Source organism: Methylobacterium platani, from assembly GCF_001653715.1.
GTDB classification, from domain to species: domain Bacteria; phylum Pseudomonadota; class Alphaproteobacteria; order Rhizobiales; family Beijerinckiaceae; genus Methylobacterium; species Methylobacterium platani.
In genome coordinates this window covers 48,897-63,267 of record NZ_LWHQ01000007.1, presented here as the reverse complement: position 1 = coordinate 63,267, position 14,371 = coordinate 48,897, and the positions used below count along the sequence as shown (strand labels likewise).

General features: G+C 70.6%; 17 protein-coding genes and 1 pseudogene. 7 read left to right on the top strand and 11 right to left on the bottom strand.

From position 1 onward, the window contains the following. The first annotated feature begins 147 nt into the window (after positions 1–147). The 5 genes from xoxF5 (at position 148) to A5481_RS03055 (ending at position 4,908) form a co-directional block, all read left to right on the top strand. Positions 148–1,950 (top strand): lanthanide-dependent methanol dehydrogenase XoxF5, encoded by a 1,803-nt coding sequence (gene xoxF5, locus A5481_RS03075; RefSeq protein ID WP_048436496.1) that lies wholly within the window; start codon positions 148–150, stop codon positions 1,948–1,950. Between the two features lie 169 nt (positions 1,951–2,119). Beyond that, entirely contained in the window at positions 2,120–2,731 is a 612-nt protein-coding gene (locus tag A5481_RS03070) for a c-type cytochrome, methanol metabolism-related (protein WP_048436474.1), read from the top strand. Next, positions 2,731–3,618, top strand: coding sequence for a rare earth element methanol dehydrogenase accessory protein XoxJ (gene xoxJ / locus A5481_RS03065; protein ID WP_048436475.1), 888 nt, complete (start codon positions 2,731–2,733; stop codon positions 3,616–3,618). Before A5481_RS03070 ends, xoxJ begins: the two co-directional genes overlap by 1 nt. Continuing rightward, the gene (locus tag A5481_RS03060) at positions 3,615–4,148 is read left to right on the top strand and encodes a PQQ-dependent catabolism-associated CXXCW motif protein (protein WP_048436476.1); all 534 of its coding nucleotides are present in this window, start codon (positions 3,615–3,617) and stop codon (positions 4,146–4,148) included. The genes xoxJ and A5481_RS03060 overlap by 4 nt, the downstream gene beginning before the upstream one ends. Before the next feature lie 55 nt (positions 4,149–4,203). Then, positions 4,204–4,908: an SDR family oxidoreductase gene (locus tag A5481_RS03055; RefSeq protein ID WP_048436477.1), complete on the top strand. Its 705-nt coding sequence runs from the start codon at positions 4,204–4,206 to the stop codon at positions 4,906–4,908. Here A5481_RS03055 and folK read toward each other — a convergent pair. The 3 genes from folK to folP are packed head-to-tail and all read right to left on the bottom strand — an operon-like array spanning position 4,892 to position 6,553. Beyond that, positions 4,892–5,404 carry a 2-amino-4-hydroxy-6-hydroxymethyldihydropteridine diphosphokinase gene (gene folK, locus A5481_RS03050; protein ID WP_048436478.1) on the bottom strand — a complete coding sequence of 171 codons (513 nt, stop codon included), beginning with the start codon at positions 5,402–5,404 and terminating at the stop codon, positions 4,892–4,894. The two genes, A5481_RS03055 and folK, sit on opposite strands and share 17 nt — an antisense overlap. Continuing rightward, entirely contained in the window at positions 5,401–5,763 is a 363-nt protein-coding gene (gene folB / locus A5481_RS03045) for a dihydroneopterin aldolase (RefSeq protein ID WP_048436479.1), read from the bottom strand. The genes folK and folB overlap by 4 nt, the downstream gene beginning before the upstream one ends. A 4-nt stretch (positions 5,764–5,767) precedes the next feature. Continuing rightward, positions 5,768–6,553 (bottom strand): dihydropteroate synthase, encoded by a 786-nt coding sequence (folP, locus tag A5481_RS03040; protein ID WP_197514132.1) that lies wholly within the window; start codon positions 6,551–6,553, stop codon positions 5,768–5,770. Positions 6,554–6,814: 261 nt separating this feature from the next. Here folP and A5481_RS03035 point away from each other — a divergent pair, with 261 nt between their 5' ends. Beyond that, a complete protein-coding gene (locus A5481_RS03035) occupies positions 6,815–7,609 on the top strand; it encodes a quinoprotein dehydrogenase-associated SoxYZ-like carrier (protein WP_048436481.1) in 795 nt (264 codons plus the stop codon). A gap of 173 nt (positions 7,610–7,782) precedes the next feature. Then, positions 7,783–8,334, top strand: coding sequence for a hypothetical protein (locus tag A5481_RS03030; RefSeq protein ID WP_156312066.1), 552 nt, complete (start codon positions 7,783–7,785; stop codon positions 8,332–8,334). Positions 8,335–8,391: 57 nt separating this feature from the next. Here A5481_RS03030 and A5481_RS03025 read toward each other — a convergent pair whose 3' ends face one another. The 8 genes and pseudogenes from A5481_RS03025 to pqqA (A5481_RS02985) form a co-directional block, all read right to left on the bottom strand. Further along, complete coding sequence (locus A5481_RS03025) at positions 8,392–9,318, bottom strand: NmrA family NAD(P)-binding protein (protein ID WP_048436497.1); 927 nt, start codon at positions 9,316–9,318, stop codon at positions 8,392–8,394. 73 nt (positions 9,319–9,391) lie between these two features. Next, on the bottom strand, positions 9,392–9,760 hold the full coding sequence (locus A5481_RS03020) for a hypothetical protein (RefSeq protein WP_048436483.1): 369 nt from the start codon (positions 9,758–9,760) through the stop codon (positions 9,392–9,394). Next, the gene (locus A5481_RS34540; protein ID WP_197514129.1) at positions 9,741–10,568 is read right to left on the bottom strand and encodes a hypothetical protein; all 828 of its coding nucleotides are present in this window, start codon (positions 10,566–10,568) and stop codon (positions 9,741–9,743) included. The genes A5481_RS03020 and A5481_RS34540 overlap by 20 nt, the downstream gene beginning before the upstream one ends. Further along, positions 10,565–11,704, bottom strand: a complete 1,140-nt coding sequence (gene pqqE, locus A5481_RS03010) for a pyrroloquinoline quinone biosynthesis protein PqqE (protein WP_048436484.1) — start codon at positions 11,702–11,704, stop codon at positions 10,565–10,567. Before pqqE ends, A5481_RS34540 begins: the two co-directional genes overlap by 4 nt. Before the next feature lie 19 nt (positions 11,705–11,723). Next, positions 11,724–12,799: pseudogene (gene pqqC, locus A5481_RS03000) on the bottom strand (pyrroloquinoline-quinone synthase PqqC). A gap of 198 nt (positions 12,800–12,997) precedes the next feature. Continuing rightward, positions 12,998–13,897 (bottom strand): pyrroloquinoline quinone biosynthesis protein PqqB, encoded by a 900-nt coding sequence (pqqB, locus tag A5481_RS02995; protein WP_048436487.1) that lies wholly within the window; start codon positions 13,895–13,897, stop codon positions 12,998–13,000. A gap of 18 nt (positions 13,898–13,915) precedes the next feature. After that, positions 13,916–14,005, bottom strand: coding sequence for a pyrroloquinoline quinone precursor peptide PqqA (gene pqqA, locus A5481_RS02990; RefSeq protein WP_048436488.1), 90 nt, complete (start codon positions 14,003–14,005; stop codon positions 13,916–13,918). Positions 14,006–14,144: 139 nt separating this feature from the next. Further along, positions 14,145–14,234 carry a pyrroloquinoline quinone precursor peptide PqqA gene (pqqA, locus tag A5481_RS02985; RefSeq protein WP_048426854.1) on the bottom strand — a complete coding sequence of 30 codons (90 nt, stop codon included), beginning with the start codon at positions 14,232–14,234 and terminating at the stop codon, positions 14,145–14,147. Positions 14,235–14,371 lie beyond the last annotated feature (137 nt).

Here is a 14,371-nt window from a genome sequence, read left to right as displayed (position 1 = left end):
CCGCCCGGGCCCCCTCGCCAGCAGCGCCGCTGGCCGCCGGTTGTGACACGCTGCCGAGGTCAAAGACGTCCCCAAACGCTAACAACAGGAAACGGCTCGTTGCGTCCTTTGCGGGCGCACGGCGGAATGCACCTGTCGGAGGAATCCATGAGAGCGGTCCATCTTCTTGCGCTGGGCGCGGGCATTCTCGGCGTCACCCCGGCCCTCGCCAACGAGGACGTGCTGAAGCGCACGGCGAACCCGGCCGAGCAGGTCCTGCAGACGGTCGACTACGCCAACACACGTTACTCGAAGCTCGACCAGATCAACACCGGCAACGTCAACAAGCTGCAGGTGGCCTGGACCTTCTCGACCGGCGTGCTGCGCGGTCACGAGGGTTCGCCGCTGGTCGTCGGCGACGTGATGTTCGTCCACACGCCGTTCCCGAACATCGTCTACGCGCTCGACCTGAACAACGAGGGCAAGATCCTCTGGAAGTACGAGCCGAAGCAGGATCCGAACGTCATCCCGGTGATGTGCTGCGACACGGTGAACCGTGGTCTGGCCTATGCCGACGGCGCGATCTTCCTGCACCAGGCCGACACCACCATCGTGTCGCTCGACGCCAAGACCGGCAAGGTGAACTGGTCGGTCCAGAACGGCGACCCGAAGGTCGGCGAGACCAACACCGCCACCGTGATGCCGGTGAAGGACAAGCTCATCGTCGGCATCTCGGGCGCCGAGTACGGCATCCGCGGCCATATCACGGCCTACGATCTCAAGACCGGCAAGCAGGCCTGGCGCGCCTACAACGTCGGCCCCGACGCCGAGATGAAGATCGACCCCGAGAAGACCACCCAGCTCGGCAAGCCGGTCGGCAAGGATTCGTCGATCAAGACCTGGGAAGGCGACCAGTGGAAGACCGGCGGCGCCTCGACCTGGGGCTGGTACTCCTACGATCCGAAGCTGAACCTGGTCTATTACGGCACCGGCAACCCCTCGACCTGGAACCCGAAGCAGCGCCCGGGCGACAACAAGTGGTCGATGACGATCTTCGCCCGTGACGCCGATACCGGCATGGCGAAGTGGGTCTACCAGATGACCCCCCACGACGAGTGGGACTATGACGGCATCAACGAGATGATCCTCACGGATCAGAAGGTGGGCGACAAGGAGCGTCCGCTCCTGACCCACTTCGACCGCAACGGCTTCGGCTACACCCTCGATCGCGCCACCGGCGAGCTGCTCGTCGCCGAGAAGTACGATCCGGCGGTGAACTGGGCCACCAAGGTCGACATGGACAAGTCGTCCAAGGATTACGGCCGCCCGCTCGTCGTCGCCAAGTACTCGACCGACCAGAACGGCGAGGACACCAACTCGAAGGGCATCTGCCCGGCGGCGCTCGGCTCCAAGGACCAGCAGCCGGCGGCCTACTCGCCCAAGACCAACCTGTTCTACGTGCCGACCAACCACGTCTGCATGGACTACGAGCCGTTCCGGGTGAGCTACACCCCGGGCCAGCCCTATGTCGGTGCGACCCTGTCGATGTACCCGGCGCCCAACAGCCACGGCGGCATGGGCAACTTCATCGCCTGGGACAACGTGGCCGGCAAGATCAAGTGGTCCGTGCCCGAGCAGTTCTCGGTGTGGTCGGGCGCTCTCGCCACCGCCGGCGACGTGGTGTTCTACGGCACGCTCGAGGGTTACCTGAAGGCGGTCGATTCCAAGACCGGCAAGGAGCTCTACAAGTTCAAGACCCCGTCGGGCATCATCGGCAACGTGATGACCTACCAGCACAAGGGCAAGCAGCAGGTCGCCGTCCTCTCGGGCGTCGGCGGCTGGGCCGGCATCGGCCTCGCGGCCGGTCTCACCGACCCGAATGCCGGCCTCGGCGCGGTCGGCGGCTACGCCGCCCTGTCGAGCTACACCAACCTCGGCGGCCAGCTCACCGTCTTCACCCTGCCGAACTGACCGGCCGCGAGGCTCCGGTGAGGAAGCAGGCTGAGAGGGAAGCATCTCAGACCTAAGTCCGGGCCGGCGCGGGTTTCCGCGCCGGCCCTTCCATGATTAGATGGCGATGACGACGGCGGCACCGCGGCGTCTGCGGCAGTCGCCCAAAGTTGTCAGGGAGAAACGTCCGTTGCGTGACCTCAGCAAAGCTGTTCTGCGGCCGTTCGCGGCCGGCCTCGCCCTAGCAACCGTCGCCCTGGTTGCCGTACATGCTGAGGATGCCAAGAAACCCGATCCGGCGCTCGCCAACCAGCTCAACCCCAACGACAAGAGCGCCGAGCCCGACGAGAAGCTGCTCGCCAAGGATGCCGCCGTGAAGGTGGAGGACGGCAAGTATTTCGACGCCGCCGGTTCCCCGACCTTCCACGTCACCGACAACGGCAAGAAGGTCGACTGGTACGCCTATTCGGGCTACCGCCGCTATCACGCCGAGTGCCACGTCTGCCACGGCCCGGACGGCATGGGCTCGACCTACGCCCCGGCGCTGAAGGACTCGCTGAAGACCCTCTCCTACGAGGAATTCGTCGGCATCGTCGTCGGCGGCAAGCAGGACGTGAACGCCTCGACCCAGAAGGTCATGCCGGCCTTCGGCGACAACAAGAACGTCACCTGCTACATGGACGACCTGTACGTCTACCTGAAGGCGCGGGCCGCCGGCGCGATGGGCCGGGTGCGGCCGAGCGAGAAGGAAGACAAGCCGGAGGCGGCGCGCAAGCAGGAGAAGGAGTGCCTGGGCGGCTGATGGCGCGGGCATCTCTCCCGACGATCGTCGCGACGGCCGGCCTCGCGCTGGCCCTCGCGGGCCCGGCGCGGGCGCAGAACCTGCCGGACCTCGTCACCACCGACACCCTGCGGGTCTGCGCCGATCCCGGCAACATGCCGTTCTCGGAGCGCAAGGGAGACGGGTTCGAGAACCGCATCGCGGCGATCGTCGCCGACGAGCTGAAGGTCAAGCTGCGCTATTACTGGCTCACCCAGGGGCCGGGTTTCGTGCGCAACACCCTCGGCACCGGCCTGTGCGACGTCATCATCGGCTCGGCCTTCGGCAACGAGCTGGTGCAGAGCACCAACCCCTATTACCGCTCGACCTACGTCGTGGTGTCGCGCCGCGGCAGCTTCGACGGCCTGGCCGGGCTCGACGATCCGCGCCTGAAGGGCAAGGCGATCGGCGTCATCGTCGGCACCCCGCCGGTCGACCGGATGGGTGCCGTCGGGCTCGTGCCGACGATGAAGCCCTACCCGCCCTACCAGTTCGACCCGGCGCGCCCGCACCAGACCGTCTCGGCCGAGATCGTCGCCGACGTGGCCTCGGGCAAGCTCGACGCCGCCGTGCTATGGGGGCCCGCCGCCGGCTGGCTCGCCAAGCAGGCCGGCGGCCTCGACGTGGTGCCGCTGCTGCGCGAGCCCGACCGGCCGCCGCTCGCCTACCGCATCGCCATGGGGGTGCGGCACGGCGAGAACGAGTGGAAGCGGATCCTCAACACCGCGCTCCGCAAGCGGCGGGCCGAGATCGAGGCGGTGCTGCGCGACTACGCCGTGCCGCTCCTCGACGAGGAGGAGAACCGGCTGCTGCCGGCGGATCCCAAGCCGGCGGCGGACACCAAGCCGGCGGCGGATACCAAGCCGTGAGGCGGGCCGTCGCGGCGGCGATCCTGGTCCTCGCCGCGACCGCGGCCCGGGCCGCCCCGCCCGAGCCCGACGGCTACCGCCAGGAGGACTTCCGCAGCCCGACCCCCGCGACCCTACGCGGCGCCGAGACGGTGACCACCGCCGAGGCCGAGCGGCTGTGGCGGGCGGGCGCCGCCTTCGTCGACGTGCTGCCGCGCCCGCCCCGGCCGACCGCCCTGCCGCCCGGCACGATCTGGCGCGACGCCCCCCACGACAGCATCCCGCACGCCCGGTGGCTGCCCAATACCGGCTTCGGCGCGCTGGCGCCGGAGACCGAGGCGTATTTCCGGCACGGCCTCGTGGCGGCGACCGGGGACGATCCGGACAAGCCCGTGGTGCTGTTCTGCCAGCGGCACTGCTGGATGTCGTGGAACGCCGCGAAGCGCGCCGTCTCCCTGGGCTACCGCCGCGTCCACTGGTACCCGGACGGCACCGACGGCTGGGCCGAGGCCGGCCTGCCCCTCGAGCGGGCGAGCCCGGCGGCCCCGTGACTCCGGGGCTCCGCCCGTGGCATCCAGGCCGCGCGAGTCACCGGGAGACCAGATCATGAGCAGCGAGCGCGTCGCCATCGTCACCGCCGGCGGCAGCGGCATGGGAGCCGCCGCCGCCCGCAAGCTGGCGGGGGAGGGGTTCCGGATCGCGATCCTGTCCTCGTCGGGCAAGGGCGAGGCCCTGGCCGAGTCCCTCGGCGGACTCGGGGTCACGGGCTCGAACCGGTCGAGCGAGGATCTCGCCCGCCTCGTCGCGCGCACCATGGAGCGGTGGGGGCGGGTCGACGTGCTCGTCAACAGTGCCGGCCACGGCCCGAAGGGCCCGCTCCTCGACCTCACCGACGAGGACTGGACCCGCGGCATGGAGGTCTACTTCCTCAACGTCGTGCGGCCGACCCGCCTCGTCACGCCGATCATGCAGGGCCAAGGCGGCGGCGCGATCATCAACATCTCGACCTTCGCGGCCTTCGAGCCCGAGCAGGCCTTCCCGACCTCGGGCGTGTTCCGCTCGGGGCTGGCCGCCTTCACCAAGCTGTTCTCGGACCGCTACGCCCCCGACAACATCCGGATGAACAACATCCTGCCGGGCTTCATCGACAGCCTGCCGGAGAAGCCGGGCATCCGCGAGCGCATCCCGCTGGGCCGCTACGGGCGCGAGGACGAGATCGCCGCGGTCGTCGCCTTCCTGGCCTCCGAGGGGGCGGCCTACATCACCGGGCAGAACCTGCGGGTGGATGGCGGGATCACGCGGTCGGTGTAGGAGGCTCTGCGGGCGCGGGGCCGTCCACCGGCTCGATCCCGCGCCGATCGAGCCGCGCCAGCGCCTCCGCCACCGTCTCGCCCCCGACCACCAGGTCCGGGGCGATCTCGGCCAGCGGCACCAGCACGAAGGCGCGCTCGCGCAGGAAGCGGTGGGGCAGCACCAGGCGCTCGTCCGAGACCGTGGCGCCGGCATAGTGCAGGACGTCGATGTCGATCACCCGCGGGCCCCAGCGGCGCTCGCGCACCCGGCCGAGGCGGGTCTCGGCGGACAGGCAGGCCTCCAGCAGGGCGTGGGGCGGAAGCGTCGTCTCGATTCCGATCGCGGCGTTGAGGAACCAGTCCTGGTCGGTATCGCCCCAGGGCGGGGTGCGATAGTGGCGCGAGCGCGCCGTCACGGCGATCCCCGGCGTCGCGGCGAGCGCCGCCACCGCCGCGTCGAGCATCGCGGCCTTGTCGCCGAGATTGCTGCCCAGTCCCAGATAGGCCTCGGTCACCGGCGGGTCCTCGTGATCTCGACCGCGACGCCGTCGAGCACCAGCGGCACCGGGGCGCCCGGCTTGTCGATCCGCACGGTGAGGCCGGCGAGCGCCGGGAAGGCGGCGAGGGCCTCCGTGGCGATGGTCTCGGCCAGGGCCTCGATCAGCCGGAAGCGGCGCTCGGTGGCGATGCGGTGGGCGAGGCCCGCGAGGTCGGCGTAGCTCACCGTGGCGGCGATGTCGTCGCTCGCGCCGGCCTCCCGCAGGTCGAGGCGGGCCTCCAGCGAGAGGTAGAAGCGCTGGCCGAGCACCTCCTCCTCCGGCAGCACGCCGTGCCGGGCGAAGACCGCGAGGCGGTGGATCAGGATGCGGTCCAACGGGTCAGGCTCCGGTGCGGGCGGCGGGCCGGATGATCGCGTCGACCACCTGGCAGGCCTCGACATGGGGGCGCACGTCGTGGGCTCGCACGATGTCGGCGCCGAGGACGGCCGCCGCGACATGGGCGGCGATCGAGCCGTAGAGCCGGTCGGCCGGCGCCGTGGCGGCGTTATGGATGCGCCCGAGCACCGACTTGCGCGACACGCCGACGAGGAGGGGGAAGCCGAGCGCCCGCAATTCCGGCAGGCGCCGCAGCGCCTCGAGGTGCTGCTCCCAGCTCTTGCCGAAGCCGATGCCGGGATCGAGCACGATGTCGCCGTCGGGGATGCCGGCCCGGCGGGCGATGGTCAGCGAGCGCTCGAAGAAGGACCGCATCTCGTCCACGATGTCGAGGCCCGGGTCGATGGTCTCGCGGTTGTGCATCACCACCACCGGGGCGCCGTGATGGGCCGCGACGTGCGCGATCTCCGGCTCGCGCTGGAGGCCCCAGACGTCGTTGACGATGCGGGCCCCGGCCGTCAGCGCCGCCTCGGCCGTCGAGGCCTTGTAGGTGTCGATCGAGATCGGGACGGGGAGGGCGGGGCCGAGCAGGCGGATCGCCGGCAGCACCCGGGCCTGCTCCTCCTCGGCCGGCACCGGCGTATGGCCGGGCCTCGTCGATTCGCCGCCGATGTCGAGGAGCGCCGCGCCGTCCTCGACCAGGCGGGCGGCCTGGGCCTGCGCGGCGTCGAGGTCCTGGAAGCGGCCGCCGTCGGAGAACGAATCCGGGGTGACGTTGAGGATGCCCATCACCAGGGTGCGGCGGCCGAGATCCGGCAGCAGGGCGGCGAGGACGGAGGGGGAAGGCGCGGTCACGGGGCGGCGATCCTCGGGGCGAACAGCCCCGGGATAGGCCGAGGGGCGCCGTCGCGCAACGGCGCCGGCGGCCTCGCGGTGCGGCAGGGCGCGGGTCGAAACCGCGCCGCGTCAGGGACTTACCCTGGTGCCGGACGCCGCCGTCCTCTACATTGGTCGAAGCCCCGAGAGAGGGCGTGACCCCGGGAGTGCGCCATGAGAGTGTTGTCGGGTGGGGTGTGGGCGGGTCTCGCCCTCGTCGCGGTGCTGGCCGGCCCGGCGGCCGCCGAGGACGAGCGGCCCGAGACGACCTGGACCGAGCTGCGCCCGACCGTCCTCGGCGAGCGCCCGATCCGCGACGGGGCCGGTCTGCTGAGCCTCGAGGCGCCCAAGCGCGCCGAGGACGCCGCCATCGTGCCGGTGAGCCTGAGGATCGCGCTGCCCGAGGGCGACGCCCGCCGGGTGAAGAGCCTGACCCTGGTGGTGGACGAGAACCCCTCGCCGGTGGTCGGCACCTTCCGGTTCGCCGACGGGCAGAGCCGCTTCGCCCTCTCCACCCGCATCCGGGTGAATTCCTACTCGTATGTCCGCGCCATCGCCGAGACCGAGGATGGCGGGCTCTACATGACTAAGGTCTACGTCAAGGCGGCGGGCGGCTGCTCGGCGCCGGCGGTCAAGGATCCGGCCGAGGCCAAGGCCCATCTCGGCGAGATCCGCTTCCGCGCCTTCGCGGATCGCGGCGAGGCCCAGGTCCAGGTCCGCCACCCGAACTATTCCGGGCTCCAGATGGACCAGGTGACCCGGCTCTACACGCCGGCCTGGTTCGTCGAATCGTTGAGCGTGCGCCAGGGCGAGACCCCGCTGTTCTCGATGACCGGCGGCATCTCGATCAGCGAGGATCCGACCTTCCGCTTCTCGTTCGCGGGCCATGCCGGGCCGGTGACGGTGGCGGCGAAGGATACCGAGGGGCGGGTGTTCACGCAGACCTTCCCGAGCGGCAACGGGAGCTGACGGGGGCCTGGTGAAAGGAACGCGACGCGCAGCGGCATCATGATCCTTGCATCGCTCCCGCGCCATTGCCACAGTCGCTCGACCCGTTCTTCGAAGATATGGAATTTTGTTTTCCATATCGTGGCATTGAAAGACCGTGTGACACCATTCATCTTTGTCGAAGACGCTGGTTGATGGCGTTTGACAAGCGATGGAGTGGTTCGATGAGCGCGGGGGCCGACGGCGTTTTCATCTCGTCTTCGACATTGATGCGGATGCCGAGCGACGTTCGAGAACTGATCGTCGCATTCGTCGTGGGCCATCAGGAAGGCCCCGGTGGCGATACCGACGTCGGCAAGACCTCCGGCGTGAGCGACGCCTCCCCGCGGAATGACACGTCCGACGACGACGGCTTCGCCGATCTCACCCCGCGACAGGCACGTCGGTACATCGCCGGTTGCGGTGAGAGGACCAGGGCGGCCATCGAGGCGATCGCCCGCAGCGGCACCCGCTACTTCCAGGTGAAGGACGTCGCCGCGGCGGTCGGCGTCGCCCCGCACGAACTGCGCGGCGTGTGGGGTGGGCTCACCCGTCGGGTCAAGACGGTCACCGGAGATGCCGACGCCTATCTCGTGTACTGGGACGGATCGGAACCCGTCTTCGACGATGCGGGGACGTACGTGGACCAACGCGGCGAGATCACCGAATTGACCCATACGTCGCTCCGCAAGGCGCTCGGACTGTAGAGTCGCCCTCGGCGGTCGCGACCGCCTCGTCGAACCCGTGCCGCGCGCGACGCGGTCTCATCGGCGCCCCAGCATCTCCCGCGATCCGGTCCAGGTCAGGTCCGGATAGCGGTCGTTGTCGAGGGGGTCGAGCTTGCCGCGGCCCTCGAACATGTCGCGCAGGTACTGCATGCCCTGCCAGGCGGGGAAAACCTGGTTTCCCCCCGGCGCGAGGGTGCGGGCGAGCGCGATCATCGGAGTGAGCAGGCCCGGGCCGCCGAGGCGCAGCACCGTGAAGGGCCGGCCGGTCGCCTCGCCCGCCGCTCGTGCCAGGTCACGGGCCGAGGCGACCTCGCCGGCGATGCGCAGGATTCGCGGCGCGTCGGGGTCGAGGGCGGCGTGCGCCGTGTAGGCGGCAACGTCGTCCATGGCGGTGAAGTCGAGGGGCTGGTCGGGGTCGCCGAAGCTCAGGACACGCCGGAGGCCGAACTGGATCATCGGCATGGCGCCGGTGAGCATGTCCATGAAGGCGCCGTTGAGGATCGAGGTGGCGCGGACCGGCGACCGGCCGAGGCGGTCGTGGAAGTCGCGTCGCAGGTCGAGGTTGCGGTTCCGCCCGGGCGCCGTCTTCGTGAAATCGAGGGCGAAGTCGGAGGGGATGAAGCGCGGCACGCCGGCTGCGGCCGCGGCGTCGAGGAGCACGGTCTGGGCGTCGAGCATCGTGTCGGCGAGGCCGTTGAGGCTCGAGACCACGCAGGAGACCTCGGCGCAGGCCTGCGTGACCGTCGCGGCGTGGTGGAGATGTACCGCCACCACCTCGGCCCCCAGCCGCCGCAGCGCCTCCGTCCGGGTCGGCGGAGTGCCGGGCCGTACCAGCACCCGTACTCTGGCGTCCCGCGCCGCGAGCGCCCGGACGATGCGGGTTCCGAGACCGCCGGTCGCGCCGGCCACCAGCACGCGGGCACCGCTGCCCGTCCGATCCCGGCCGGCTTCACCTGCGCTCATCGCCGATCCCCGCTTCGCCGAACCGGCGACCATGCGGGCAAGCGGCGCGGCCGCCCGACGGTTCCGCCCGGGCTCAGTTGGCGGTCGGGCGGTAGCAGCGGATCTCCGCCTCGGCCTGGGCCCGGCGCAGCTCGGCGATCTTGTCGTCGAACATCTTGGTCGAGCGGAACTCGTTGGCGCGCTGGCCGATGCCCTGGCGCATGCCGAGGATGGTCGAGGCCTGGACGTACCGGTCGTAGGGCAGGATCGCCGCGATGGCGTCGATCGAGCAGGCGCATTTCGTCAGCGCCTCGCGGGTCTGGCCGTTCGCCGCCATGCAGCCGAACACGTAATCGGCCCGCGCCTCGGTCGGATAGTCGTTGTCGTCGGCCCGCGCGGCGGTGAGGCCGGCGGCGAGCCCGAGGCCCGCGATCACCGCCGCCTTAACCAGCATTCGGTTCATAGGTCAGGGTTTCCTGCAGCAGGGTTCCGCCCTCGGGGTTCGTCGCCTTGACGTCGATCGAGACGATCTGGCCGGGTACCTTGGGCGAAACCACGAAGGTGTAGGTCAGGCTGTCGAAGCCGCGCAGCCGGTCGCGGACCGGGTCGCCGACGAAGGGCCGCGCGACCACGCGCCAGCCCGGGACCGTCCTGCCGTCGACCTCGACCTCGGTCGGGGTCACGCTGGCGCTCTCGCGCAGGGCGCGGCGGATGCCGTTCTTGATGTAGCGCGGGTTGCCCTTGAGCACCTTGGCGAGGTCGTCGAGATGGTGCTCGAGGAACCGCACCAGCACTGGGTTGCCGGGCATGTCCTCGTAGGTCGCGGTCGGCATCCGGCGCTCGCCGGAGAACATCTCGACCTTGAGGTTACGGTTCTCCGGGCCGGAGCCCGGCGCCACCTCCTCGCGGATGCGGTCCTCGACCGGCGGCCCGAACGGCGCGCCCTCGATGCCGCTGAAGCGGGTGTAGCGGTAGCTCAGGGCCTGCCCCGCCGGGACGTTGGCGAGCTGGTTGGTCTCGAACAGGAGCGCGGTGGCGGAGGGCGCCTCCTGCGGGATGGAGCCTTGCGGGGTGGAGCCCTGCGAGGATGCCCCCGGCGACGGCGTGGCCCGGGCGGGTGTTTCTTGCGCAGGCGTTCCCGGCGCCGGGGTTCCCGGCGCCGCAATGCCCTGCGCGGGCGTTCCCTGCGGCGGCCCGGCCTGCGCCCTGGCCGGCGCCGTCGGGGCGGCCAGGGAAGCGGACACGGCGGCAACCAGGACGAGGCGTCTCACACGGGCGCTCCCTCGGGCATGGCGGCGCGGGGCGCGCCGCCGATGGTGCGGTACTGGTAATCCGGCGCGGTCTCCAGCGCCGATTCGGCGATCGCCAGGGCCTGGACCTTGCCGTGCAGGGGCGAGAGCGAGCAGGCCGGGTCGGTGGCGGCGGCGTCGCCCGCCAGCGCCAGGGCCTGGCAGCGGCACCCGCCCCAATCCTTCTCGCGCCGGTCGCAGGAGCGGCAGGGCTCCTGCATCCAGTCGGTGCCGCGATAGGCCCGGAAGGCCGGCGACTCCGCCCAGATCTCGCCGAGCGAGCGGTCCTGGACGTGCCAGAACTCGAGGCCCGGGATCGTCTCGGCGGCGTGGCAGGGCAGCACCTTGCCGGTCGGCGTGACGTTCATCAGCCGCCGGCCCCAGCCGCCGGCGCAGGCCTTGGGGTACTTGGCGTAGTAGTCCGGCACGACGAGGTCGATGACCAGCTGGCCCTTGAGCCGCTCGCGCGCCTCCTCGACGGTGCGGATCGAGCGGTCGACGTCGGCCTTCGCCGGCATCAGCGCGGCGCGGTTGACGTAGGCCCAGCCGTAATACTGCGTGTGGGCGACCTCCAGGCGTTTGGCGCCGAGGCGGAGGGCGAGGTCGATCAGCGCCGGCACCTCGGCGATGTTGCCGCGGTGGATCACGGCGTTCAGGGTCAGCGGCAGGCCGAGCGCCGTCACCCGCTCGGCGAAGGCGAATTTCTGCGGCTGCGCGTTCCTGAGGCCGCCGATGCGCTCGGCATTGGCCGCCTCGACCGCCTGGACCGAGAGCTGCACGTGGTCGAGCCCGGCGTCGGAGAGCGCGTCGAGCTTGTCGAGCGCGCCCGCCACCCCGGAGGTGATCAGGTTCGAGTAGAGGCCGAGCTCGGCGCAGGTGCGGGTGATCGCGACGATGTCCTGCCGCGCCGTCGGCTCGCCGCCCGACAGGTGGACGTGGAGCACCCCGAGACCCGCCGCCTCGGTCAGCACCCGCTGCCAGGTCGCCGTGTCGAGCTCGGCCGAGCGCCGGTCGAGCTCGAGCGGGTTCGAGCAGTAGGGGCAGCGCAGGGGGCAGCGATGGGTCAGCTCGGCGAGGAGCCCGATCGGGGCCGGCAGGGCGGGCGTGACGGCGTTCATGACTGACTCTCCCGGGACTTCACGCCGCCGGCACGGTCTCGAGCACGCGCTTGAGCAGCAGGCCGTCCAGCATGGCGATGACGTCCGGCTCGATGACGCCCAGGTCGACCGCGTATTGCTGCGCCAGCGTCTCGGCGATGGCCCGGATGCTGCGGCTGCCGTCGACCAGGCTCAGGACCGCGACGGCGTTCTGGTCGAGGTCGAAGGTGCGCTCGGGCGCCAACAGTACGTGGGCATTGCGCACCGTGTCGTGGCGCAGCCGCACGCCGCGGGGCAGGCGCGGCACGCTGTCGGCGGTCAGGCTCATGCGCCGGCTCCTGCGCGCAATCCTTCGCCGGGACGCCAGGCATCCGGCGGGATCATTCCGGGCGCCACGTAGGCGGCGTAGAGCGCGTCGAGCTGGGTCCACAGCACGCTGCACTTGAAGCGCAGCGCGTCGAGGGCCTGGGCCTGCTGCTCCGGCGTGACGGCGTGGCGCACGACGTAGTCGAGCGCGAAATCCGCGTCCCGGGGCGCCTGGGTCAGGCGCTTGTCGAAATAGGCCAGGGTCTCGCGGGTGATGAAGTCGTAGTTCTTCAGCATCCCGGCGACGCGCTCGGAGATGATGGTCGGCGAGAACATCTCGGTCAGCGAGGAGGCGATGGCTTCGAGCAGCGAGCGCTCGCCGACGAAATGCACGTAGGCCTCGACGGAGAACCGCGTCGCCGCGAGGATGCCTTGCGTCGAGAGCACGTAGTCGCGGTCGAAGCCGACGCCCTCGGCGAGCTTCAGCCAGCGCTCGATGCCGCCGTCGCCCTCGTGGTCGCCGTCGTGGTCGACGATGCGCTGGCGCCAGATCCGGCGCAGGGCGGCGTCCGGCAGCCGCGCCAGCAGGGTGGCGTCCTTCACCGGGATCATCGCCTGGTAATAGTAGCGGTTGAGCGCCCAGGCCCGGACCTGATCCTTGTCGAGCTTGCCGTCGTGCAGCAGGCGATGGAACGGGTGCAGGTTGTGGTAGCGCCGCGCCCCGATGTCGCGCAGGGCCGCCTCGAGCTCGGCCGGGGAGAGCAGGCGGTCGGCGGGTGGGGCGTGCGGGGCGCGGGAAACGGCGTTCATGGTGTCGGCGGTCCTGGCGTCGGGATCTTCGCGTCGGGATCTTCGGCGTATCCGGCTTCCTGGTCGTCACGCGGGTCCCGTGGGCGGGAGATTGATCGGCCTCAGGGAGCGGTCAAGGGCGACCAAAGTGCCTGTCGGCGGAGCGCGATCGGATCGATCAGATGCAGCCGTTTTCATCCTCGTCGAGGCCGGAACCCCCTACAGGCTCAGCGTCAGCCCGTCCTGCGCCACGGTCCACCCCGCCGCCTCGATGCCGCGACGCTCGTCCGAGCCCTCGACCAGCACCGGGTTGGTGTTGTTGATGTGGACGAAGACCCGCCGCCCGATCGGCACCCCGGCGAGCGCCGCCACCGAGCCGCCCTCGCCGGTCATCGGCACGTGGCCCATGCGCCAGCCGGTCTTGGTGCCGACGCCTGCACGGATCATGTCGTCGTCGGCCAGCACCGTCCCGTCGAACAGGAGTGCGTCGACCCCGGCGATCCGGTCCTTCAGGCCCTCGGTGACCCGGGCACAGCCCGGCACGTAGGCAAGGCGCCTGTCCCCGGCCTCGATCATCGCGCCGACCGTGCTCTCGGTCTCGGCACCGATCTCCGGCGTGCCGTCCTCGAGCCAGAGCGGCACCTTGCCGGGCACGGGGAACAGGGTGACGGTCAGGCCCGGCCCCGGGGAGAAAGGTTCATTCAGGGCGATCTCGGTCCGCTCCACCACGCCCGGCGCCATCACGTCGAAGACGCGGTTGGCACCGATCGACTCGAGGATGCCGCGCGTCGCGTGCAGGCGGAAGGGCTGGCCCTCGCGCAGGGTGAGGAGGCCCGCGACGTGGTCGACGTCGCCGTTGGTGAGCAGCACCGCCCGGATCGGCGAGTGGCGCAGGCCTTCGCGCGGGTGGAGGGCCGGCGTCTCGAAGAGCTGCTGGCGGATATCCGGCGAGGCGTTCACCAGGAGCCAGGCGTCACCGTCGGCGGAGACGGCCAGGCTCGATTGCGTGCGGGGCAGGACCCGGCGGTCGCCCGCCCGCGCCAGGGCACAGATCGGGCAGCGGCAGTTCCATTGCGGCACGCCGCCGCCGGCGCCGGAACCCAGAACGATGGCCTGCATGGTCCGGCTGCGATCCCGTCAGTTGAACGGATCGATCTCGGCGGACTCGTAGGACGTGACTTCCATGCCGACGCAGATCTCGGCGACGACGGGCATCGACCACTTCATGGCGTTCCTCCTCGGACTTCGGCGGATTTCGGTAGATTGGCGCGCGGACATCGCGGCTCGTACCGGCCGGATTGCTGGTGATGTCCATGCCGAGCGCCATCCGGCGGCGATCGCCGGACGGCGCAGAACCGGCGAGCCCTTAGTTGAAGGGATCGATCTCGGCGGACTCGTAGGAGGTGACTTCCATGCCGACACAGACCTCGGCGACGACGGGCATCGACCACTTCATGGCGTTTCTCCTGGGCGGCCAGAACCTCTAAGAGGTTCTTAAGACGTTGGAATGACAGTGGTTTCTGTCACACGGGATATATCGGCAATCAGGGCCCGCAGCGCAAGCGCTATTTTGCCGGAAGTCCGGGACGGAGC

What these genes read in the sequence shown, in the direction of transcription:
- pqqA (WP_048436488.1), bottom strand. Translation starts at nt 14,005, where the DNA reads ATGAAGTGGTCGATGCCCGTCGTCGCCGAGATCTGCGTCGGCATGGAA.
- A5481_RS03030 (WP_156312066.1), top strand. Translation starts at nt 7,783, where the DNA reads ATGGCGTTTGACAAGCGATGGAGTGGTTCGATGAGCGCGGGGGCCGAC.
- A5481_RS03025 (WP_048436497.1), bottom strand. Translation starts at nt 9,318, where the DNA reads ATGAGCGCAGGTGAAGCCGGCCGGGATCGGACGGGCAGCGGTGCCCGC.
- A5481_RS03035 (WP_048436481.1), top strand. Translation starts at nt 6,815, where the DNA reads ATGAGAGTGTTGTCGGGTGGGGTGTGGGCGGGTCTCGCCCTCGTCGCG.
- xoxF5 (WP_048436496.1), top strand. Translation starts at nt 148, where the DNA reads ATGAGAGCGGTCCATCTTCTTGCGCTGGGCGCGGGCATTCTCGGCGTC.
- A5481_RS03020 (WP_048436483.1), bottom strand. Translation starts at nt 9,760, where the DNA reads ATGAACCGAATGCTGGTTAAGGCGGCGGTGATCGCGGGCCTCGGGCTC.
- pqqB (WP_048436487.1), bottom strand. Translation starts at nt 13,897, where the DNA reads ATGCAGGCCATCGTTCTGGGTTCCGGCGCCGGCGGCGGCGTGCCGCAA.
- A5481_RS03055 (WP_048436477.1), top strand. Translation starts at nt 4,204, where the DNA reads ATGAGCAGCGAGCGCGTCGCCATCGTCACCGCCGGCGGCAGCGGCATG.
- pqqA (WP_048426854.1), bottom strand. Translation starts at nt 14,234, where the DNA reads ATGAAGTGGTCGATGCCCGTCGTCGCCGAGGTCTGTGTCGGCATGGAA.
- xoxJ (WP_048436475.1), top strand. Translation starts at nt 2,731, where the DNA reads ATGGCGCGGGCATCTCTCCCGACGATCGTCGCGACGGCCGGCCTCGCG.
- pqqE (WP_048436484.1), bottom strand. Translation starts at nt 11,704, where the DNA reads ATGAACGCCGTCACGCCCGCCCTGCCGGCCCCGATCGGGCTCCTCGCC.
- folP (WP_197514132.1), bottom strand. Translation starts at nt 6,553, where the DNA reads ATGGGCATCCTCAACGTCACCCCGGATTCGTTCTCCGACGGCGGCCGC.